We start from the raw sequence: 21918 nt of genomic DNA, 5'->3' as shown, positions 1-21918 counted from the left end.
GAAGGACACGGTGATTTACGACCGGAGAGGTGTGACAATCCAACCCAAAATACAGGGATTCTTCTCCTTCGGCTCGCTCAGGGTCAGAATGACGGCAGATTTCGTTATTCCTGTTCCCCGGAACGCGCGCTGCTGGAACCGCAGATCCTTCGCCTTTCGCTCAGTATGCCTGTTCCCTGTTCCCTGTTCCCTGTTCCCTGTTCCCTGTTCCCTGTTCCCTGTTCCCTGTTCCCTGTTCCCTGTTCCCTGTTCCCTGTTCCCTGTTCCCTGAAAATCTATAACGCGGACAACACGATCAACAGGACAATCACTCCCAGGAAGAGGCTCCTTTTGTCAGTGATGGCGTAGACGACCGGGTCTTCGTTCAGTTCGCCGCGGGAGGCCAGCAACCACAGACGGCTGATCCAAAGCAGTAGAACGGGAATTAAAAGCCAGAGGCGCCTTGTATGGCTGTAGAGTTGAGCGGCGTCCAGGTTGGAGATATAGAGGGTGAGGACAGCGACCGACACATAGCCTGACGCCGAACCGAAGCTGCGGAGCTGCTCGATGTCGCTGATATGGTAGCCGCGGCCCTTGGCCACCTCACCTCCGCGCTCCCGCAGATTCTCAAGCTCGGCAAAGCGTTTGACGAAGGCGAGCGAAAGAAAGAAGAAGATGCTGAAGCTGCCGAGCCAGGCTGAGGCGTCGATTCCGGTGGCAGCAGAGCCGGCCAGGATCCGTATGGTGTAGAGGCCGGAGAGCACGATGACATCTACCAGGACTGCACGCTTGAGGCGTAGAGAGTAGGCCAGGGTGGTGACGGCATAGATTCCGAGCCACACCAGAAAGTGGTAGGGCCTCCTGAGTGCGAGTTCCGGCGAGATGCGCGCGATGACATGAGGAACGGAAAGCGCAATTGCCAGGGATGCGATCAGGAAAAGGACGATTGCCCCGACTCCCGTCAGCGCGGAGAGATCGCCCGAAGCAAAGGGCCGGCGGCGTTTGCGCGGGTGTTGCCGGTCCGCCTCGATATCCAGCAGATCATTAACGACATATGTTGCCGAAGCACAGAGTCCAAAGGACAGAAATGCCAATACCGCGCCCGCAATAAGCGCAGGTTTAAGGGCATGGGCAAGCAGAAGTGGCAGAAATAACAGGATGTTCTTCGCCCACTGATGGATCCGGAGAGCCTTAAACCAGGTCTTCAGGGGCGAGGTCTTCTCAGTGAAGGAGCGAGAGGGAGTTACCTTTGCTTTTTGCAGGGCGGCACGCAGGCCGCGGGTAGGGTTCGCCACCATGGGATAGTGGCAGTTTTCGAGCAGAGGAAGATCGGGAAGAGCATTCCCGATATAGCAGAAGTTACCTCCAAAGGTCTGACGGAAGGCCGCCAGCTTATTGTGTCCCGCCAGATTGAGGTTGCCGTCCGAGGCCAAAACGCCGGTGAAGAGGCCAAGATGTTCCGCGATACGGTGGGCCAGCACGGAGTCGGCCGCCGTAGCGAGATAGATAGGGCGCCCTTGGGCGTGCTGCTGCTCTAAATATTGAAGAAGCTCACGGTTATAAGGCAAGTGCTCGACATCGAGAGACACGGAAGAGGTGATGTGGCGCTTCAAGGCCGCCTTACCCTGCACGAGCCAGCCGGGAATCTTCCACAGCAGTTCCGGACGATACCGTGCCAGAGCGAGTGTGGAATCGACAAGCGTATCGGACTTTACCAGCGTGCCATCCAGATCGACACATAGCGCGGGCATGACGACAGGGTCAAGGCCAGAGATGGACTGGGTCAAAAGTCAGTTCCTTCCTTCCAGAAGAGGCGATTACCGGCCTTCAGATGCAAAATCCATGAAACTTGTCTGTTGAATGCGCCAGGGAGACGAAACATTCGGTTCTCCTTGTACGTCATTATTAATTATTCTGGAGGCTCTGCAGAAGGTGCGCAGAGTCTTTGTTTCAAACATTTCTTCACATTCTAAAGACCAGGCAATATTGAGAGCACGGTGAGCGCGCCAATGTCATCAGCCCCGATCAGTGAACAGGAAACCAAGCCTGCCTTCCCGGCAGCCAAACCGCTTCCCAGCCTCCCCGAGCCGGAGAAGCCGCAGCGGTCTGGTGCCCGGAAGTGGATTATTTTTCTGGTAATTGCACTGATTGTAGGAGCGGCAGTGTGGAAGATCCGCAAGAACACCCAGGAACAGTCGTTCCAGGGCCAGCGGATGTCGGCTATGGGAGATCGGCCCATGCCGGTCCAGACCGTGCATGTGCAGCAGAAGACGATGCCGATCTATCTGACTGCATTGGGTACGGTTACCGCCTATAACACCGTAACCGTCAAATCGCGGGTTGATGGTCAGTTGAACCGGGTCAATGTGCGCGAGGGGCAGAGGGTACGTCAGGGAGAATTGCTGGCGGAGATCGATCCGGCTCCGTACCAGGCAGCTTTGGCGCAAGCCCAGGGACAGCTGGCACGCGACCAAGCGCAGCACGTCAATGACCAGGCCCAGGCAAATCGCTACAGCGCTCTTCTGGAAGCCGGTGTGGTTTCGCGCGAAAACGCGCAGGCCCAGCAAGCTCTCGCCGGCCAGTCCGGCGGAGCGATCCAAGCTGATCAGGCAGCGATTCAGGCAGCGAAGGTAAATCTGAACTATACGAAGATCACCTCTCCTATCAATGGGGTGGTTGGTTTGCGCCAGGTCGACCCCGGCAACATTGTTCACGCCTCAGACACGAACGGCCTTCTGGTGGTCACGCAGCTGGAGCCGATTGCGGTGATTTTCACGCTTCCTGAAGACCATCTTCCTGAAGTGCTGGACCTGACGCGACAGGGGAGAAAGCTGGTGGTAGAGGCCTACGACCGGTCGGGCGCAACCCATCTGGCTACCGGATCAGTCCTTACGGTCGACAACCAGATCGACACCACGACGGGCACTGTGAAGGTAAAGGCGGTCTTTGACAATAAAGACGGAGCTCTGTTTCCGAACCAGTTTGTGAATGTTCGCCTAGTTTTGCAGCAGCGTCCGAACTCGATCGTCATTCCGAGCGCAGCGTTGTTGAGCGGCTCGGAGGGGAACTACGTGTACATGGTGAAGCCGGGTGATCCTCCTGCGGAGCTGCAGGCTGCAAACCCGCCAGCACAACAGCGTGCAGGCCGGAAAGGTGATGCCAATACCGGCACCGCGACGAACCAGAACCAGCCTCACTTTTATGTCGTTGCACAGCCGGTCAAGGTTGACCTGACCGAGGGTTCGCAGGTAATCCTTTCGGGCGGCGTCAAGCCCGGTGACACGATTGTTGTGGACGGACAGGAGAAGCTGCGCAGTGGAAGCCGGGTGATCCCGCGGCAGTCTGCCAATCCCAACGGACCGCGCGCGGTGAACCCGAACCGGGAAGACACCGGCGTGGTCTCCGACTCGCAAAATGGCGATCGACAGCAAGGCAAGCAGGACCGTACAGGAGGCCAGCAGCCATGAGCCCTTCACGGCCATTTATCCTGCGGCCGGTGGCCACCTCGCTTCTGATGGTGGCCATTTTGCTTGCCGGCTGGGTTGCATACCTTCAGCTTCCGGTCTCCGCGCTGCCGCAAGTCGACTATCCCACCATCCAGGTGATGACCTTCTATCCGGGCGCAAGCCCTGAGGTGATGGCATCCTCAGTGACGGCTCCACTGGAGCGTCAGTTTGGCCAGATTCCGGGCCTTACCCAGATGACCTCGACCAGTTCCGGGGGTGGCAGCGTCATTACACTGCAGTTCGACCTCTCGGAGTCGATCGACATTGCCCAGCAGGACGTTCAGGCAGCGATCAATGCGGCCTACAGCTATCTCCCCAAGGACCTTCCGAATCCTCCTGTTTACAGCAAGGTAAACCCGGCGGACGCTCCGATCCTTACACTGGCGCTCTCAAGCGATACGCTGCCGCTGGTGAAGGTCGAAGACCTGGCCGATACGGTCCTGGCGCAAAAGATCTCGCAGCTTACCGGCGTCGGTCTCGTGTCGATCAACGGAGGCCAGAAGCCAGCGGTTCGCATTCAGGCCAATCCTATGGCTTTGGCGAACTATGGTATGAGCCTGGAAGATCTGCGGTCGGCTGTTGCGACGGCGAACGTCGATCAGGCCAAGGGAAACCTGAACGGAACCCACCAGTCGTACACCATTGGCGCAAACGACCAGTTGTTGTCGAGCGCAGATTACGCGAATGTCATCATTGCGTACCGTAATGGCTCACCGGTTCGGCTTAAAGACGTCGCCAACGCAGTTGACAGCGCCGAAAACCTTTACCAGGCAGCCTGGATGGGGACTGCCGCACGGCCCGCCCACAAGGACGCCAATGGCAAGGAGATCCCTGCACGCGACGCTCAACTGAAGCCTGCCGTGATCGTCAACATTCAACGCCAGCCGGGAGCCAATATCATCGGCGTGGTCGATGAGGTTCAGAAGCTGTTGCCGCAGCTGCGCACGACTCTGCCGGCGAGCGTATCGCTCGAGATTCTGACCGACCGAACCAATACCATTCGGGCTTCCGTCAAAGACGTTCAGTTCGAACTGATGCTAACCATTGCGCTGGTTGTGATGGTGATCTTTCTCTTTCTGCGGTCGCTATCGGCCACCATCATCCCTTCGGTCGCCGTACCGCTTTCGATCATCGGCACCTTTGGCGTGATGTATCTGCTGGGCTACAGCCTCAATAACCTGAGTCTGATGGCGTTGACAATCTCCACCGGCTTTGTGGTTGACGACGCCATCGTGATGATCGAGAACATCGATCGTTATCTGGAGATGGGCGACTCGCCGCTGGAGGCAGCGCTCAAAGGATCGGAGCAGATCGGGTTTACGATTCTCTCTCTGACCATCTCCCTGATCGCCGTACTGATTCCGCTGCTGTTCATGGGAGATATTGTCGGCCGGCTCTTCCGCGAGTTTGCGGTTACGCTGTCGGTCACGATCCTGGTTTCCGCGGTCGTCTCCCTGACGCTGACTCCGATGATGTGCGCCAAGTTACTGCGCCATAAGCCGGAGCACGAAAAGGGCGCTTTCTATCACAAGAGCGAACAGTTCTTTAATTACGTCATCGAAAAGTATGCCGTTGGAGTCCGCTGGGTATTGCGGCATCAGACACTGACCCTGCTGGTGACGCTGGCTACGTTCCTGCTGACGATCTATCTGTACATCATCGTCCCCAAGGGCTTCTTCCCGGTACAGGATACAGGTGTGCTGCTCGCCATCACGGAAGCACCGCAGACGATCAGCTTCGAGGCGATGAGCACGCGGCAGCAACAGCTTGCGCGCGTCATCCTTGAGGATCCGGATGTGGAGAGTGTATCGTCCTTCATTGGCATCGATGGCACCAACTCCACCCTGAACAGCGGCCGTATTCAGATTAATCTGCACGACCGTGAAGAGCGCTCCGATTCCGCCGTCGATGTGATCCGCCGGCTTGGACCGAAACTCGCCCAGGTGGAAGGCATTCAGGCCTATCTTCAGCCGTTGCAGGATCTGACGGTGGAAGACCGCGTGAGCCGCACACAGTACCAGTACACTCTCGAGGATGCCAACGCAGCGGAGCTGGCAAGTGCGACTCGCCAGATGGTGGCGAAGCTGAAGCAGGTTCCGGAGTTGACCGATGTAGCGAGCGACCAGCAACTGGAGGGTCTGGAGGCCCACCTGGTCATCGACCGCGACACGGCCTCACGACTGGGGATTACACCGCAGAACATCGACGACACTCTGTACGATGCCTTTGGACAGCGGCAGGTCTCGACGATGTTCACCCAGCTAAACCAGTATCACGTGATCCTGGAGGTCGAGCCGAAGTACCAGTTGAATCCGAACGCGCTAAACAACATTTACGTCAAGAGCTCGAATGGCACCCAGGTTCCTCTAACCGCGATCACGCACGTCGAAGAGCGACAGACAACGCTGGCGATTAATCACCAGGGGCAGTTTCCTGCTGTGACGATCTCCTTCAATCTGGCTCCCGGAAAGTCCATCGGCGATGCCGTCGAAGCGGTAAATCGCGCCAAGGCAGAGCTGAATCTGCCGGCAAGCGTCAATGCAGAGTTTCAGGGTACTGCCCGCGCCTTCGTGGCATCACTCTCTAACGAACCGCTGCTGATCCTGGCTGCGCTGATCGTGGTCTACATCGTGCTGGGTGTTCTCTATGAGAGCTATATCCATCCGATTACGATTCTGTCGACGCTTCCTTCGGCAGGTGTGGGTGCAATTCTTGCCCTTCTGCTCTTCCATATAAACCTGAGCGTGATCGCCCTGATCGGCATCATCCTGCTGATCGGTATTGTGAAGAAGAACGCCATCATGATGATCGACTTCGCCCTGGAGGCGGAGCGGGAACACAATATGGAGCCGGAGGAGGCAATCTACCAGGCTTGCCTGCTTCGCTTCCGTCCGATCATGATGACCACGATGGCAGCATTGCTGGGCGGAGTCCCGCTAGCGATGGGGACAGGCACCGGAAGCGAGCTGCGACGGCCGCTCGGCATCGCGATCGTAGGAGGTCTGATCGTATCGCAGATTCTGACGCTGTATACGACGCCCGTCGTCTATCTCTTCTTTGACCGGATTGGTCGTAAGTACCTGCATACGGCCGAAGCTGACGCAGAGTTTCGCGAGCATGAGAACGCGGTGAGTGCGGACTGATGGACACACGAGACCTCGATCGCGAGATGGAGAAGGCCCGTAAGGACGCGGCAAAGATGCCGCGGGTAGCGGGAGTCCATTTTTCTGCGCCCTTTATCAAGCGTCCTGTCGCAACGACGCTGCTCTCGGTCGCCATCATTCTGGCCGGCATCGTCGCATATAAAATGCTGCCGGTCTCCAGCCTGCCGCAGGTGGAGTTCCCCACAATCTCGGTCGGGGCCGGACTTCCTGGCGCCGATCCTGAGACAGTAGCCTCGGCGATTGTTACGCCGTTGGAGCGGCAGTTTGCCAGAATCGCGGGCGTCAATGAGATGACGTCCAACTCCGGCCTGGGAAACGGATCGATTGTGCTGCAGTTCGATCTGAGCCGCGACATCAATGGAGCCGCGCGCGATGTACAGGCGGCTATTAATGCTGCGCGGAGCCAGCTTCCTTCGAATCTGCCCCAGAACCCTTCCTATCGCAAGATCAACCCATCCGATTCTCCGATCCTGATCCTGGCGCTGACCTCCGACACCATGTCGGTGCCCCAGATCTACGATGCCTGTGACAGCATCCTTGCCCAGAAGATTGCCCAAGTGGAAGGCGTGGGGCAAACCTTCTGCGGAGGAAGCTCGAAGCCCGCTGTCCGGATCGAAGCGAATCCAACTCTTCTCTTCAATACAGGGATTGGCCTGGAGGCCCTTCGAGCGGCAATTGGAACCGTCAACGTCAATCAGCCCAAGGGCTATCTGCAGGACGATACGCGACGATGGGGTATAAGCACGACCGATCAGCTGTTTGGGGCCGCGGCGTACGCTCCGCTGATCGTAGCGACGAACCGTGGGCCGGTAAGTTCGGCCGCGGCAACGAACGGGCTTCCAGCATCGCTACAAAGCGCCGTCGGTAGCGGTTCTACAACAACTGTTTCCAACGGAACCGGTACCACCGCAACTTCCAGCGCAAACCCGACCGCTGCCGCCCATGGCATTGTGCGGGTTCAGGATGTCGCCCAGGTCGTCGACAGCGTTGAGAACATTTACAACAGCGGCTATTTCAATGGCAAACGAGCGATCCTGGTCATCGTCTTCAAGACTTCGACTGCCAATGTCATCGATACGGTGGACAATGTTCTGCGCATGTTGCCATCGCTGCAGGCAGCCATACCACCCGCAATTCAGCTGCACGTTGCACTGGATCGAACGATCTCGATTCGTGCTTCGATTAAGGACGTTACTCGCACGCTGATCATCTCCGTGATTCTGGTAATCCTGGTGGTCTTCGTCTTCCTTCGGGAGGTGCCCGCCACACTGATTCCGAGCGTCTCTGTGCCGCTCAGCCTTCTGGGTACGTGCGGCATCATGTACCTGCTGGGCTACACGCTGGACAATCTGAGTCTCATGGCTTTGACGATCTCGACCGGATTCGTGGTCGATGACGCGATCGTTGTCATTGAAAACATCTCGCGGCATCTGGAGATGGGTAAGTCTCCCTTCAAAGCGGCCATGGATGGCTCGAAAGAGATCGGCTTTACGGTCGTTTCGATGAGCACCTCGCTGACTGCCGTTTTTATTCCGATTCTTCTGATGGGAGGTATCGTCGGCCGACTCTTCCGCGAGTTCGCGGTGACGTTGTCGATGGCGATTCTGGTATCGCTGATTGTGTCACTGACAACGACTCCCATGTTGAGCGCCAAGTTTCTGGTGTCGCATGATGCACGCAAACATGGACGTTTCTATCGATGGGGAGAACAGGCTCTCAACTGGATTACGCGTGAGTACGAACGGGGCCTGAACTGGGTGCTGGAGCATCAGGGGCTGGTTTTAACAATCACCATCATCACCTTTGTACTGAATGTCTATCTATATATTCTTGTTCCGAAGGGATTCTTTCCGCAGCAGGATGTCGGACGTATCGGCGGCTCCGTCATCGGTCAGCAGGATTCCTCCTTTGACGCGATGAAACCCAAAGTCGAGCAGATCGCCTCCATTGTCCAGGCGGACCCTGGTGTCGAAAACGTGATGTCCTTTGTTGGAGGCGGCGGGCCGGGAGGCGGCAGCAGCAACATGGGTCACATGTTCGTCTCGCTGAAGCCAGACGAGGAGCGGATCAAGCGAGGCGATACGGCTGAGGTCATCATCAATCGCCTTCGTCCAAAGACGGCAGGCATCCCTGGCGCTCAACTTTACCTGCAGGCCTATCAGGACATCCGCATCGGCGGGCGTAGCTCCGCGACCCAGTATCAGTATTCGCTGACGGCAGACAATTTGAAAGAGCTGGACGAATGGGCTCCAAAGTTGATGGCAGCAATGCAGAAGATTCCAGACATCAAGGACGTTGCTACCGACCAGCAGAGCAACGGCCTGAAGGCACAGATCGTTATCGACCGCGATACGGCTTCGCGATTGGGAGTCTCACCGCTGACGATTGATGCGACCTTATCGGATGCCTTCGGACAACGGCAGGTTTCTACAACATATCGTCCGCTGAATCAGTACCACGTGGTGATGGAGGTTGCGCCGCAGTATCAGCGGGATCCCGATGCGCTGAAGAACATCTATGTGAAGAGCACGACGGGGGCGATGGTTCCGCTTTCGGCTGTTACACATGTGGAGTCTCAGCGAATTCCGCTCACGGTAAACCATCAGTCGCAGTCGCCTGCAACGACTCTCAGCTTCAATCTGGCGCCTGGGGTTTCCCTGAGTCAGGCAACCGAGGCGATTGAACAGGCCCGCATCAACATCGGGATGCCTTCGACAATTCATGGAGGATTCCAGGGCACCGCGCAGGCCTTCCAGGCATCGCTCTCAAGCGAGCCGATGCTGATTCTGATGGCGCTCATCGCGGTCTATATCGTTCTCGGAATGCTGTACGAGAGCTTTATTCACCCACTTACAATTCTTTCGACGCTGCCATCGGCCGGCGTAGGCGCGATTGTCGCTCTGCTGCTCTTCAAGGTAGAGCTGAGCGTGATCGCGATGATCGGGATTCTTCTGCTGATTGGAATCGTGAAGAAGAACGCCATCATGATGATCGACTTCGCCCTGGCGGCGGAGAGGCTGGAAGGCAAGACTCCCGTAGAGGCGATTCGACAGGCCTGCCTGCTGCGTTTCCGTCCGATCATGATGACGACGATGGCTGCGCTGCTTGGCGGCCTTCCTCTGGCCCTGGGACAGGGCACGGGCAGCGAGTTGCGCAGGCCTCTGGGAATTACGATCGTGGGCGGCCTGATCGTTTCGCAGTGCCTGACGCTCTTCACCACACCGGTCGTTTATCTTTTCTTCGACAGGCTTCGGTTGCGCTTCAAAAGAATGGCGACAGCGAGGCGACCGAAGCATGTGGAGCATGCTCAGACCGTCGCTGGCGACTAGATAGTATCGACATATAGCTTTGTCTAAGACATCGCCGGGCTATTTCCTCCAACGTTTTCCCAAAGTGTCATCCTGAGGGAAACACGCCAGTGCAAAGTCGAGAAATTTTTGGTATGGATGGTGGCGAGGCCGACAGACCGCAGATCCTTCGACTCCGCTTCTCGCGATAAGGCAACGAGAAGCTTCGGTCAGGATGACACCTGTTCGGATGACCCGGCTGAGTTTCCAAAGCGAGTGTCGCAGCTGCCACCTTTATTGAAGCAACTATGATCGGAATTTAGATATGTCAGTACAAATTAGCTGACTTGACTTCTTCAGACACAGAAAGACCCGGGTGAGAATCCTCCGGGTCTTATTTTTTTGCCTGCAACTCAGTGCGCCCGGATGAATGCGGGTTCGTGCAGCCCAACGTCTTCGGAAGGAGAAACGGTGAGATCGAGCTGTTCGGTATTCGCTGTTATCGGGAAGTATGCGTTTGTCAGGTATTGGCTGAGCATGCGCTGCGTGTTGAAGAACGCGCCATTGATGCCGATGCAGTGTTGCTGCAGACGGGCCCAGGCGTTGGGGCTCGCCCACAAGGGAGCAACTACCTTTTCCAGCTTGTTGTAGAGGCTGTTGGCTTCGGCCTCTTCTGTCTCGCCGTTTTCAATCGCCCAGCCAGTGGTATTTTCAGCACAACCCTCAATCCACCATCCATCCAGAATGGAGAGTGAAGGCACACCGTTGAGGGCCGCCTTCATGCCCGAAGTGCCTGAAGCTTCATACGGCCGCCGCGGCGTATTGACCCAGACATCGACTCCCTGGGTCAGCATGGCTCCCAGTTCCCAATCGTAGTTTTCGATGTAGTAGATCTTGAGCGAGTCCGAGTTGAGCTTTGCGGCAGCCGCAAAGACATCGCGAATGAGCGCCTTGGCAGCGTTGTCGGCGGGGTGAGCTTTGCCCGCGTAGAGAATCTGCAGTCCGCCAATCTTCTCAGCCAGAGCAACGAGACGTTCAGGGTCATGGAGCAGTAGTCCGGCGCGCTTGTAGGTAGCTACGCGACGGGCAAACCCCAGCGTAAGAACGGCAGGGTTAAAGTAATGTGCCGTGCGGCGCGCGAGCCAGGCGAAGAGGCGCTGCTTGTTCTTAAGATGACAGGCCGAGATACGTGCCGGGTCCACCCCGTAGATGGAGCGGAAGTAGCGGTTATCAGTGCGCCACTCGGGAATCTCCGCGTCGAGAAGCTCCTGAAAGTTCGGAGACATCCATGTCGCTGCATGCACACCGTTGGTAATGGAGTGCACCTTATATTCAGGAAACATGTACTGGGAGACCTTGCCGTGCTGCATGGCGACGCCATTCACGTAGCGCGACAGGCACAGGGCGAGGTAGGTCATGTTGAGCAGGCCGTTGTGCAGGCCTCCCGCAGCCTCAATTGCTGCCCCGCGATCGTGCCCCAGAACCTGGTTCATCTGGTCGAGGCCGAACTGATCGTGTCCCGCAGGGACTGGAGTATGGGTGGTGAAGACGCATTGCTGCCGCACGCTTTGCCGATCGGCATCCGTCGCCTCGCTCAAAACCCTGCCGCGCAACCTCTCTTCCAGCAAGCCTATCGTGAGCAGCGAGGCATGTCCTTCGTTCATGTGGTAGACCTCTGGTTTTACCCCAAGGGCCTGCAATAGAAGAATTCCGCCGAGACCGAGGATGGCCTCCTGGCACAACCGATAGTAGGTGTCTCCACCGTAAAGATGGTCGGTCAACCTGCGATCCCAGGGATCGTTCCCGTCAACGTCGCTGTCGAGCAAAAACACGGGAACGATATGCCCGGTTACTCCAATTACATCGTAGCGCCAGGCGCGAAGCTTGATCTGCCGGTCCTGCATGTCCAACGTGACGATCGGGCCAGCCTCAGGCAGACGTTCGGGAGACCAGGGGACATCCGCTTCCGTCTGCTGGCCGGCATCAGAGAGTTGCTGACGGAAGTAGCCACGGCGATAGACCAGCGACAGCGCTATGACGGGCGCTGAACCATCGGCTGCCGAACGCAGCGTATCTCCGGCAAGCATGCCGAGGCCGCCGCTATATGTCGGCAGCTGAGGAGACAGGGCAATCTCCATGGAGAAGTACGCAATGGTGCGGGTAGAGAGATCGAAGTCTGCGGAGGGTGATTCGGAATTGCTCATGCGGTAATAATCCTCGTGTAAGTCGGAGGCGTGATACCGGGTAATCTGATCTCTCGGCTCACCCCCGTTATTGCGCATCAAAAGAGCGCCAAATCCAACGGGCTTGCGGGAAGTTTATCAAACCGCGGACGGCTTCCGTGCGTAAAGTGGAGCTATTCTTCGCGAATCACAAGAGGGATTGACAATCAATTTCAATGTGACGGCAAGAGACGACATTTAGTCGCGCCTGTGGAAGGCGTGGAAAACAGGGCATAAATATTGCTTATCTAACGAGTGCACTCCGTGAGTGCGCCCTCAAGACGCTGCCAGATCTCGTTCATCCAGGCGAGATGGTCGGGTTTCATCATGACGGAACGCAGGCAGGTGACGTGCATATCTGCGTGGCGCGAAAAGGTATTCGCCGGGAAAAAGCGTACGGGAAGTGTGGCGAGCGCCAGATGCAGGTTGCGCTCAGCCGCCGCATCGAACACGCGCTTGGCGAGTGCTGAAGATGCCTCCGGGGTTCCCTCGGAACTGCGCACTGCATAGAAGACGATATCGAGCTGAGGAGTCACACAGGGAGCAATGAGCCGACCCTCCGCTGAGATGCGGCGATAGAAGTCGAGTGCGGCCTCGCGACCTGTGCTGATGTTTCGGGCAAATTCTCCAGCGCGCGTGTAAGGAAGCAGCCGCTGTGTAGCCCAAAGAGCGACTGCGGATGCTCCAGCCCTGGAACACTCAAGAGAGATCTCGCCCAGATGAAGATCTTTCGACGAAAAATAGGTGTAAGGCGAGCCATGCTTATAGAAACGACCCACAGAAGGATCTCGAAACAAAATTGCACCGCAACCGTACGGCTGCAGACCGTGCTTGTGCGGATCAATCACGATGGAATCAACCATGGGAACAAGATCGAAGGCAGCGCGTGCTTCCTCTCCTAGATTGTTTGCAAGCGTAAAATAGCCGCCATAAGCAGCGTCCGCATGAATGCGGAAGCCGTACTTCTTCTGAAGCTCAAATATCCCGGGCAAAGGATCGACTGCACCTACTGCCGTTGTGCCCAGCGTCGCGACGACGGTTCCGATATTGCCGATCTTTAAAGCACCTTCGAGTGCGGCAAGGTCCATGCGGCCCGTGTCATCCGATGCTATCTCGGTAAACGGCAGCTCCAGCACGCCGCTGATGCGGCTATGGGTGTAGTGGGCTTGGTCGGACGCGGCGATCCCGCGACCGGGATGGATCTGCCCTGAGACCCAGAGGGCTTCGAGATTCGCGAAGGTCCCTGCTGAAGAGAGATGTCCAAGATACTGCGGAAGGCCGAACATCCTGGCTAACTCTGCGACCGCCTCCAACTCCATAGCGGAGCTGGCTCGGCCTCCATCGAGTGCGTGATTGTTGGGATTTACAGACATCGCCAATGCATAGGCCGCACGTGCGATGGGATGCGGAGGCTTGAGCATTTGGCCGGCATAGAGAGGATGGCCGTAGGGATAGTTGTCATGCATCCTCAAGGCCACCTGCTGCAGGATGGCAGCGGCATCGTCGCCGAGTGAGACTGAAGGGGCGGAAGGAAGTGAGGCAAAGCCGGCATCAAGCTGCTGCTGAGCCTCGCGTAGAAGAGCGAAGAAATCGTCTGGAGATGACATTCCTAAGTCATTATCGAACGTTCTAAAAGCCCGGCGTTACGAAACCAAACTTTAGAGCGTATCCGATAGCGATGGCGGCAAGAAAGGCCACCATCGTCCACGTTGTGTTGCACATCCGCTTGCGAACCGCCTGAAGGATGACGATTGCGAGGAAGGCTCCGATAGAGAGCAGCAGACCGTCGGGAACGAAGTAGCGATTGACTCCTGCAGACGAAGGCGTTGCGGCCCAATGGTGCAGATTGAACGGATGCACAAAACTGCCAAGCGCAAAGATGCCCAGGAAAAGCAGAAATTGAGCGAAGGTGATCAGAGCTTTCTTCATGCGCATCGACCATATGCCGGAATCTGGATTTGATCCAGTAAATTCAATCAAGCCTACTTTGCATTTGCATCGGGCGTAAGTATGTGAATGGTGTGCAGCCAGGTTTCCACAAGTGCCGGCCAGCGTGTGACTGGCAGAGGCGAGGGACGAAGTCCATAGCCATGCCCGCCCTCGGCATAGACATGAAGCTCCGCTGGTACCTTCAGCTGCTTAAGCGCCTGAAAGTAGACCAGAACATTCTCCACGTGGACGGGATCGTCCTCTGCCTGCAGGAGAAACGTGGGAGGCGTCGAAGCACTTGGATCAATGCCGCGGCTGAGTTGAGTCAGCGCGGGAGGTTCGGCCAGATAGGCAGGATAGATACCTACAACAAAGTCGGGGCGCGCGCTGACGGCGGCTTCGTCGGCCGGCTCGTTGGTTCGCTTGAAGTCGGGATGATTGCCCAACACGACCACCAGGTGGCCGCCTGCAGAGAAGCCGAGCACACCGATGCGGTGGGGATCGAGCTTCCACTCGGAGGCATGAGACCGGGTGATGCGCACGGCCTGCTGTGCGTCTTCCAGGTCGGAGGTATCTTCAGGAAAATGCTTTTGGATGGGCACACGATACTGGGCGAGCGCACAGTTGACCCCGATGGAGTTAAGCCAGGTGCAGACCTCGGTTCCCTCAAGGTCGTAGGCGAGAATGCGATAGCCTCCGCCGGGAAAGACGACGATAGTAGCGCCTGTGTTCTTCTCTGCAGGCGCAGGATAGAACGCGAGCGTAGGCTTGCTGATGTTGGTCAGGTGCGCCAAGGGTCTGCCGGCCACCAGCCGATCCGTCGGCTTGGTGATGTCGGTCTTGGGGCCACCGTTGTAGGGCTCCGGCGCGCCATTCGGCCACAGAGGAAGTGTGGCCTTCTGGGCGATACCGTAAGACGAGATCAGGAAGCACGCAAAAAAGAGGTGGATTCGCACGCCAACATAGTACATGGGCCTGTGGTTACCGGCACCATCGGAATTGGCTCTGCCTGATTCGCTAGTGCTGCTCTGCTTCGAAGGCATTGAAGCGGCGCTCCAAATCCCACTGTTCAGCTGCCTTTTCGTTTGCATCCAGAAAATTGCGGCAGCGAGACGATGGAGTGCCGGAGCCGGCGATCTGTCCGGTGCATGCTGAATTAACGGTTGTAAAGGTATCTGGCTTTGCCCAGAGACTATTCCCCGGAAGAAAGCTGTGCTCAAGCGAGGTGCGGGCCATATCTTTGAGGTCAAGATACCCCAGCTGGAACTCCAGGACTGCGCGCGTGTACTCATGGGTAAGCTCGATGCGCGACACTCCTTCATCGTCGGTCGAGAGCGCGACCGGAACATGAGCTTTTCTATAGACGGGGAGTGGGTGCCACTCCTTCTGCACTCCAAGGATGAGAGCATTCGAACTGAGGTTTATCTCGGTCATGACGTGACGATCTGCCATTTCCTTCAGAAGGACCTGCGGGTTGTCTTCATACATCACATCGACTCCATGGCCGATGCGTTCGGCATGCCCCAGTTCAACCGCTTCGCGGATATGGAAACGAAGACCATCAGGGGAAACCAGTCCCGGAGCCAGTTCGCCGGCATGAAGTGTGATGTGGACATGAGGATAAACGCTGTGCAGATAGTCGAGCATCAACATCTGACGGTGATATTCCGACATGGAAAGATAACCGTCTTCGGGCATGACGAAATTAATTCCAACCGCGATTGGATGCCCGGAGTCGAACTCCTCCTGAAGCGCCTCGAAGCCGAGGAGCGTCTGAGCAAAGACCTGCTGTGGCGGGAATCCGCGAAGGATCTGATAAATGAAGCGGATCTTTACGCGGCAGCCAGGCGCCGCGGCGGGCGTACCGCAGTGCTCGATTCGGTCACGAGCAGCCAATGCGTCAGAAAATTCCTGGCGGTTAGCTGCAGCCATCTCGCGAATCCCACCAGATAAGAGCTGCTCTCGCAGTCGAGCCAGGTCAGCATGGCTTGCTCCTGCGGCATCGCCGGTTCGATCGGAGTTTCCTGCTGGACTTGAGGGCCAGGGGATGGAGTATCCAAGCTTTGCTGCGGCGAGAAAATCCGGCGTGTGCATCACCTCAAGATATTGCTCGTTCTGAGCAGCGGCGCGGCTGGCAACCTCGTCAAGCCACTCTCCTATATGAACATGCCCCAGGGCCGAGAATCGCTCGAAGGTCGCAAAGAACTGGTCGTGACCGCTAACTCCGGACGATGGAACGAAGCCGCGCATCGAAAAGTCATCTACCATCCTGTCGTAGAGGTCCTGGTCCTTAAGAGCATCTTCGGCGCGGCGGTTCCCTTCCCCGCAGACGGGCTGGGGCGGCAGGCTACGCGTGGTCGCCGACGGCTTGAAGAGACGGCGGGTGATGGGACTGTAACAAAGATGGTCGGCGGCCGCATCCCTAATAAAGGTCTCTGCATAGATTGCACCGGAGAGATGCATATGCAAATCCGCTCCCTTGGGCATCTGCGCAAGGAAGGCCCGTAGCTGAAGAGGATTACGCTCCGCGGCGTTGAAGGCGCGGATGGCATTTTGCTCTGCCTTGCTGGAGTGAGTAAATGCATGCCGGGCTGGAGCCGCAGCCACCTGTGCAAAACCAGCCAAAGACAGACAAAGGGGGAGGGCGAAAGCCAGGCAGGAGCATGGACGAAACATGGGCTTCCCTTTCAGAGTTACTGTATGAGAAAAGGATAGCGCGGCGGCAGAATCAATTCTTCGGTAGTGGGTCCGTTTGAATCTCAAACTGGCCCACTATCAATTCCTCCAGATAGTTGGAAAGAATGGCTCTTGGTTGCTATACTTGATCTGCGTTTGAGTTGCTGGCAGTTTGGCCTGCAGCGAGCTCCCTTTGAAAAGGCTGATGCAGCAGACGTAGCGTCCGGGCGTTCTTGGCGATCCCCCGAAGAGACGCTTTGCTTTAATGCCAAGGCCAGATAGCTCAGTGGTAGAGCGCGGCCCTGAAAAGGCCGGCGTCGGCGGTTCGATCCCGTCTCTGGCCACCATTTAGAATCAATAACTTAGGAGTTTCGAAACAGAAGCCCCCCATTTGGAAGGCTTTCGCGCGATTCGGCTAAATGATTTATTTTCAGTATGGTGAGCACTTCGAGTGATGGTCGTGTATTGGTCGTGCGTTGGTTTCCTCATTTCGCCCAATGGTCTAAGTCGCTGAGAATGCTTTGGATGTGAAGGCCGGAGAATCAGCGCCACCAGCCGTTTAAGATCATTCCATGTTGGGGATTGAATCATGCGGTGATGCGATGACCTTCTGACTTGAACTTAAAGTGCCGCGGAGACGCGCTACTTCGGCGAGCAGAAATGACAGAGTTGAGAGCGGGTTCGACCACCTGAAGCCGAGCTACCTCGGTGAACTCATCAGCTACCGCCGAGAGCTATGCATTTCTTCTCGACCTGCCCTCCAGCGGGTTACTAGATCGCATGATGCTTCGGGCCAACCGGGATACTGGAATTCGAATCCAGCTATACAAAGACGGCCGGGAACAACCCGGCGACTCTTGAGGATCAGTTCCGATTCGGTGCGTAGAAGAAAGGTGCCGATTTCGAGCATCCATCTTGCGGTTGGCAGACCGATGCGTGTACCCCACGCCTGGCGAAGGGCACGTAGGAATTCGCAGTTCGGCAGCGGGTGGGGAGCGGCAAGATTCACCGCCCCGGCAATATCCTGTCGCTCGATGAGGAATTCGACAGCGCGGATGAAGTCCGCTTCATGGATCCATGACACGTATTGGTTGCCAGGCAGTATTGTCCCTCCGAGACCATGACGAACCAAGCCCAGGAAGACATCAAAGACCCCGCCGCGATCGGGACTCAGGGTCATGGCACTACGTAGTGCTATCTTCCTCGTCCCAGGAGTCGGCTTGGAGAAGAATGCTTCTTCCCAAGCTTTCGCCACCCGAATTGAGAAGTTCCAGGTATCGGGTGCGCCTGGCTCGTCGCCACCAAACTCACCGGTAGCTTCGTCCATGGGACGGTCCAGTGCGTGACGGTAGATTGTGGCCGTGCTGGCGTTGAGCCAGACCGAAGGAGGGTGCTCAATCGCTGCGATGGCTTGATTGAGTATCTGCGTGGAACGAACGCGCGATTCGAAGATGGAGAGGCGGTTTGCCGGAGTGTAGCGGCAGTTGACGCTCCTCCCAGCAAGATTGATGCAAACGTCGCATCGGTCGAGTTCCTCGATCCACGGGCCGAGGGTGACACCGTCCCAGGGGACCACACGCCAAGGAACGGCATGAGGTCTGCGGCTAAGGACAGTGACATGATCCCCTTGTTGGTGAAAGTGGCGGGCAAGGATTTGCCCAACTTGACCTGTGCCTCCGGGAATAACGATCTTCATTGCGACAGGTCCTCTCGCAATGCTTCGGGGTAAGACAGGTAGTGCTGCCACTCGGAGGACTCTGCGATCTCCTTGATGACAGCATTGCGCTCACGTACCAGGGCCAGCATGTAGCGCCGAAGAAACAGGACTTCGGCCAAAGGTCCAAGAAGGGGAAGTGGGGCGGCGATCGCAAAGATGTCCTTCATCTCGGTTGCACCGGATAGAAGGGCTCGAAACAGATGATCGGCTTGCATGGAGCGGAAGATGCCCTGAATCATCGTGACCTGAAAATGGGATGGCGGCTCCAGGGCCGTGGTCTCGCTGGTCAGGTTATGCCAGATGCCGAAGTGTTTGGCGCGCCAAGTGACCTTCTGGCCCAGACCGACGAGGCCTGAGGTAATTTCACCAACTGCAAGTGCTTGTTCACCGGAGTGTACGTTCGCGATCAAGTGGACCTCGACGCTGCGGGCGAGGTCGAAACATCGCTGGATTGGGGCATCGATGACTGTGGTCTCTTGAAGTCTGATCATCGTATCGAGCTCAATTCCCGCTCTGTGTGCTGCGGACTCAGGTCCATCTCGCAACTGATCACGCGTGGACCCAAGCCAGCCGCATCCATGAACAACTGGACAAGTTGCGAAACGCACGGAAGACGCACTGCTGCACCGCACAAGGCCCAGCCTAGATGTAAATGCTCAACCGCTCTGCCCATTGCACGGACCCCATCGACAGTGCCGCTTCCGTCTCTGGGGTCGTAACGCATCCGCTGGATCGAGCCTGCCGGTAACGTCTCCGCATCGACAATCTGCAATCCCAAAGGTGATCTCGCTTCGAGCCATGTACGAACCTCGCTGCATGGGCCACAACTCCGGGCGATGTAGATAAGCGCAGGCGGTCCGCTATGGAACGGTCTCCACCTTGGCCACCAGTTTCGGACCTCAAACCGGTAGTTGCTCCATTCGTTCCCGAAACGACGGGCCAGATCTTCTTCCTCGTCCCATGCGGCGATCCCTGCACTGTAGACGACCGAGACACAGGCCGCCCCCGACATCCAGCCGCTCCTGAGCACCCCTGCCCAAGCCATAAGAACCAGCGCGCAGGACATCTGCATTGGGTTGGCGCAATATCGGTAGATGCCGCTCGTTACCAACCGTTTAGGAGGGTCGTATGGAATGGGCGTTCCAAATCCGCGCTCTGCAAATTCCATAACCGCAGCAATACCGGGCACCGCGAGCAGCAAGATCATCTGAAGTTCGATTTGGCGAGCCCAAGTCGAGAGACCAAAAAGTGGGCCCCAGCCGGTTCCAGGCCGTAGTGCGAAGATGATTTCTGGCACGAAAAACAGAAAGAGCATGCCGGATGTGACGATCTGAAGCATCACACGCCGTCGAAGATGCGTGTTTTCATAAGTCCACTGTCCGATGCAAAGCGCGGGGACCAGGACCAGGCTGACAGCCGCGGCCTCTCCCAACAGCCAGTGGGCTTTTAAATATATTGCCGAACTGGACATTGGCATCACGATGCAGTCAAGCGCAACCATAACTACGGCGCACCAAATGATGCCTAGGCGTGAAAGAGCCAGCTGAGGAACAACACCCCACAGGACGATCCAACCAAGGAAAAGCTCCAACGGCATCCCGCGAAACTCAACCTCTGAGCCCGCTGCAAAGCTCCACCAAACCGCATACTGATTCAAGCGTTGAAGAAGGAGCAGCGACGGTAGCGTCCACAAGACGCTGAGCAAGCAAGCAGCGAACTGGCGCGGCTGTCGGCCGTAGAGCAGCCTCGCTATGATCGCAGCGGCCAGAGGTACGTATACGGCAGCTGCTCGTTCCCAATCGGCGTGGTCCATTCAGTACCTCCGCACGGGTGTCGCGTCGGCGTCGATCAAGTACGCCGCCGCCTCCTTCACTGCCGCTCTCTCCCATGGAGTGAAATACCATGCGGGATCGAGCTGCCGCATGAAGTCGATGCGCCACGTCACCGCCGTGTGACCCTTGTCCAGCGCCGTCCACTCCACCTCTGAACTGGTCCACCGCACCCATTGGGTAAGTTTGCTCTGGTCGCTTACCGTCTCAAAACGGGCGTAGCCGGGGTGACGCTCCGTCACTCGCATAACAAGGTCTCCTGGCGGGTCTCCCTCTGCCCCCGCGAAGTGAATGGTCCTCGTGTCCCCAACTGCAAGACCCTCGCCCCATGCGCCAAGTGGCCTGGGGAAGCCGATGCGAAGAGCCAGCGGTAGAGGAGTAGTTACATTTGGACCCTGCGTTAGCGCATGTTCAACCTCATCAGCAGGAGCAGCTACAACGCTCCGGACCTCAACCGATTGGGCTCGATTGAAGGTCAACTGGGGGACCACTCCTTCAAGGCACATTGGTAGCAACAACAACGCTACGCAGCTCAGCGTCGCACCTTGCTTTCTGCGCGACTTGTCCATTGCAAGTCCGACCCCGATACCGACGATATAGAAGAGGGGCGAAGCGAAGAGAATGCACAGGTATCCCTCGCCCAACAAGGGAGCGACCACCAGGAGCGCCAAAGTAATGCCCTTTAGAATTCCTCCAGTCGCGGTCTTCGCTTTTGGTGCTAGCGCCAGCAGGATCGCTAGAACAGCAGGTATGCCTAGGAACATCGCGGCGCTATGACCAAGTCGCTCATGCATGAACAACTTGTAGAGAAAGGCTCCGGCCGCGAAGGCTACGACGATCGCGACTACGCTCCACTGGGCTGGCTCGATCTTCGGGTTCTGCTTGTCGATATCGCTCATCGCATCTCCTCAGCTTTCAGGCAACAGATTTGCCTCACGCAAGAGCGCGAGAATCTTGGTTCGTACCGGTTTTAGAACTGCTAATTTCGCGAGGCCAAGTAACTTAATAGTCAGAGCTAGCGAACCATCAGCCAGACGCCGTGTTCGGATCTGGTCCTCGGACGAGTCGTAGAGGAACATCACCAAGAGACCCATCTGAAGAGCCCAGAGAGCGACGGGAAGAAGCTCTTGGAGATCCCTAGGCAACTTCTCCGCCGCAATCGCGTTCCGGAAAACCTGTGTGCTACGACTGCGGATGTCTGTTGTTCCTCGCCCGAGACAGGAGAGCGGATGTTCGGGCTCGCCAGTGTAACGAAAGACCACCCCGAGCAACCTACGGTCGTTCTTAGCCAGTTCGAATTTCGAGTGCATCGCCGTCGCTAGCCGAACCTTCAGATCAGAACTTTGGGCGAACGCCTCTTCGCAGAGTCGCTCCTGCTCGGCTTGCACCGTCTCGTAGTACGCCTGAATGATCGATTCCTTGCTTGGAAAATAGTAGTAAGCGGCGCTCTTGACTACCCGTGCATGGGCGGCGATGTCTTGCATAGTCGTGGAGTCAAATCCCTTCTGCCGGAACAGCTCGAGTGCGCTTTGGAAGATATGGCTCCGCGTTTGCCCGCCTTTGTCCGTAGTTGGTTCGTTTTTGACCATGTTCAAATAATGAGCGTGAC

Annotated in this window: 14 protein-coding genes and 1 tRNA gene; 4 read left to right on the top strand and 11 right to left on the bottom strand. The window is 57.1% G+C overall.

The window, feature by feature from the left end; genetic code table 11:
- Positions 1-275: 275 nt before the first annotated feature.
- Entirely contained in the window at positions 276-1766 is a 1491-nt protein-coding gene (locus GWR55_RS18155) for a UbiA family prenyltransferase (RefSeq protein ID WP_370521200.1), read from the bottom strand.
- 222 nt (positions 1767-1988) lie between these two features.
- Between GWR55_RS18155 and GWR55_RS18150 the strand changes: the two genes are divergently transcribed.
- Genes GWR55_RS18150 through GWR55_RS18140 form a run of 3 tightly spaced genes read left to right on the top strand, consistent with a single transcriptional unit; the run spans position 1989 to position 9978 of the window.
- Complete coding sequence (locus tag GWR55_RS18150) at positions 1989-3446, top strand: efflux RND transporter periplasmic adaptor subunit (protein ID WP_238398515.1); 1458 nt, start codon at positions 1989-1991, stop codon at positions 3444-3446.
- Positions 3443-6628: a multidrug efflux RND transporter permease subunit gene (locus GWR55_RS18145; RefSeq protein ID WP_162403509.1), complete on the top strand. Its 3186-nt coding sequence runs from the start codon at positions 3443-3445 to the stop codon at positions 6626-6628. Before GWR55_RS18150 ends, GWR55_RS18145 begins: the two co-directional genes overlap by 4 nt.
- Positions 6629-6684: 56 nt before the next feature.
- A complete protein-coding gene (locus tag GWR55_RS18140; protein ID WP_162404086.1) occupies positions 6685-9978 on the top strand; it encodes an efflux RND transporter permease subunit in 3294 nt (1097 codons plus the stop codon).
- A 371-nt stretch (positions 9979-10349) separates the two neighbouring features.
- Here GWR55_RS18140 and glgP read toward each other — a convergent pair whose 3' ends face one another.
- From glgP to GWR55_RS18115, 5 genes are all read right to left on the bottom strand, one after another.
- Entirely contained in the window at positions 10350-12140 is a 1791-nt protein-coding gene (glgP, locus tag GWR55_RS18135) for an alpha-glucan family phosphorylase (RefSeq protein ID WP_162403508.1), read from the bottom strand.
- 266 nt (positions 12141-12406) lie between these two features.
- Entirely contained in the window at positions 12407-13765 is a 1359-nt protein-coding gene (locus GWR55_RS18130) for a pyridoxal-dependent decarboxylase (protein WP_162403507.1), read from the bottom strand.
- A 22-nt stretch (positions 13766-13787) separates the two neighbouring features.
- Positions 13788-14087: a hypothetical protein gene (locus GWR55_RS18125; protein WP_162403506.1), complete on the bottom strand. Its 300-nt coding sequence runs from the start codon at positions 14085-14087 to the stop codon at positions 13788-13790.
- Between the two features lie 53 nt (positions 14088-14140).
- Positions 14141-15043: an alpha/beta hydrolase gene (locus GWR55_RS18120; protein WP_238398514.1), complete on the bottom strand. Its 903-nt coding sequence runs from the start codon at positions 15041-15043 to the stop codon at positions 14141-14143.
- 61 nt (positions 15044-15104) lie between these two features.
- A complete protein-coding gene (locus tag GWR55_RS18115; RefSeq protein ID WP_238398513.1) occupies positions 15105-16712 on the bottom strand; it encodes an adenosine deaminase in 1608 nt (535 codons plus the stop codon).
- Between the two features lie 323 nt (positions 16713-17035).
- Between GWR55_RS18115 and GWR55_RS18110 the strand changes: the two genes are divergently transcribed.
- Positions 17036-17110 (top strand) — tRNA-Phe (locus GWR55_RS18110).
- A gap of 374 nt (positions 17111-17484) precedes the next feature.
- On the opposite strand, the gene GWR55_RS18105 is transcribed toward GWR55_RS18110, so the two are convergent.
- The 5 genes from GWR55_RS18105 to GWR55_RS18085 form a co-directional block, all read right to left on the bottom strand.
- Positions 17485-18459: a TIGR01777 family oxidoreductase gene (locus tag GWR55_RS18105; RefSeq protein WP_162403503.1), complete on the bottom strand. Its 975-nt coding sequence runs from the start codon at positions 18457-18459 to the stop codon at positions 17485-17487.
- The gene (locus GWR55_RS18100) at positions 18456-18971 is read right to left on the bottom strand and encodes an SRPBCC family protein (RefSeq protein WP_162403502.1); all 516 of its coding nucleotides are present in this window, start codon (positions 18969-18971) and stop codon (positions 18456-18458) included. The genes GWR55_RS18105 and GWR55_RS18100 overlap by 4 nt, the downstream gene beginning before the upstream one ends.
- Positions 18968-19981, bottom strand: a complete 1014-nt coding sequence (locus GWR55_RS18095) for an isoprenylcysteine carboxylmethyltransferase family protein (protein WP_162403501.1) — start codon at positions 19979-19981, stop codon at positions 18968-18970. Before GWR55_RS18095 ends, GWR55_RS18100 begins: the two co-directional genes overlap by 4 nt.
- 312 nt (positions 19982-20293) lie before the next feature.
- Positions 20294-21208 carry an SRPBCC family protein gene (locus tag GWR55_RS18090; RefSeq protein ID WP_162403500.1) on the bottom strand — a complete coding sequence of 305 codons (915 nt, stop codon included), beginning with the start codon at positions 21206-21208 and terminating at the stop codon, positions 20294-20296.
- Positions 21209-21217: 9 nt separating this feature from the next.
- The gene (locus GWR55_RS18085) at positions 21218-21898 is read right to left on the bottom strand and encodes a TetR/AcrR family transcriptional regulator (protein ID WP_162403499.1); all 681 of its coding nucleotides are present in this window, start codon (positions 21896-21898) and stop codon (positions 21218-21220) included.
- Positions 21899-21918 lie beyond the last annotated feature (20 nt).

Origin of the sequence: Edaphobacter sp. 12200R-103 (assembly GCF_010093025.1) — a bacterium.
In the GTDB taxonomy this organism is placed as follows: Bacteria; Acidobacteriota; Terriglobia; order Terriglobales; family Acidobacteriaceae; genus Edaphobacter.
This window is presented reverse-complemented; position numbering and strand designations above follow the sequence as displayed.

What these genes read in the sequence shown, in the direction of transcription:
- GWR55_RS18150 (WP_238398515.1), top strand. Translation starts at nt 1,989, where the DNA reads ATGTCATCAGCCCCGATCAGTGAACAGGAAACCAAGCCTGCCTTCCCG.
- GWR55_RS18145 (WP_162403509.1), top strand. Translation starts at nt 3,443, where the DNA reads ATGAGCCCTTCACGGCCATTTATCCTGCGGCCGGTGGCCACCTCGCTT.
- GWR55_RS18140 (WP_162404086.1), top strand. Translation starts at nt 6,685, where the DNA reads ATGCCGCGGGTAGCGGGAGTCCATTTTTCTGCGCCCTTTATCAAGCGT.
- glgP (WP_162403508.1), bottom strand. Translation starts at nt 12,140, where the DNA reads ATGAGCAATTCCGAATCACCCTCCGCAGACTTCGATCTCTCTACCCGC.
- GWR55_RS18130 (WP_162403507.1), bottom strand. Translation starts at nt 13,765, where the DNA reads ATGTCATCTCCAGACGATTTCTTCGCTCTTCTACGCGAGGCTCAGCAG.
- GWR55_RS18125 (WP_162403506.1), bottom strand. Translation starts at nt 14,087, where the DNA reads ATGAAGAAAGCTCTGATCACCTTCGCTCAATTTCTGCTTTTCCTGGGC.
- GWR55_RS18105 (WP_162403503.1), bottom strand. Translation starts at nt 18,459, where the DNA reads ATGAAGATCGTTATTCCCGGAGGCACAGGTCAAGTTGGGCAAATCCTT.
- GWR55_RS18100 (WP_162403502.1), bottom strand. Translation starts at nt 18,971, where the DNA reads ATGATCAGACTTCAAGAGACCACAGTCATCGATGCCCCAATCCAGCGA.
- GWR55_RS18095 (WP_162403501.1), bottom strand. Translation starts at nt 19,981, where the DNA reads ATGGTTGCGCTTGACTGCATCGTGATGCCAATGTCCAGTTCGGCAATA.
- GWR55_RS18090 (WP_162403500.1), bottom strand. Translation starts at nt 21,208, where the DNA reads ATGAGCGATATCGACAAGCAGAACCCGAAGATCGAGCCAGCCCAGTGG.
- GWR55_RS18085 (WP_162403499.1), bottom strand. Translation starts at nt 21,898, where the DNA reads ATGGTCAAAAACGAACCAACTACGGACAAAGGCGGGCAAACGCGGAGC.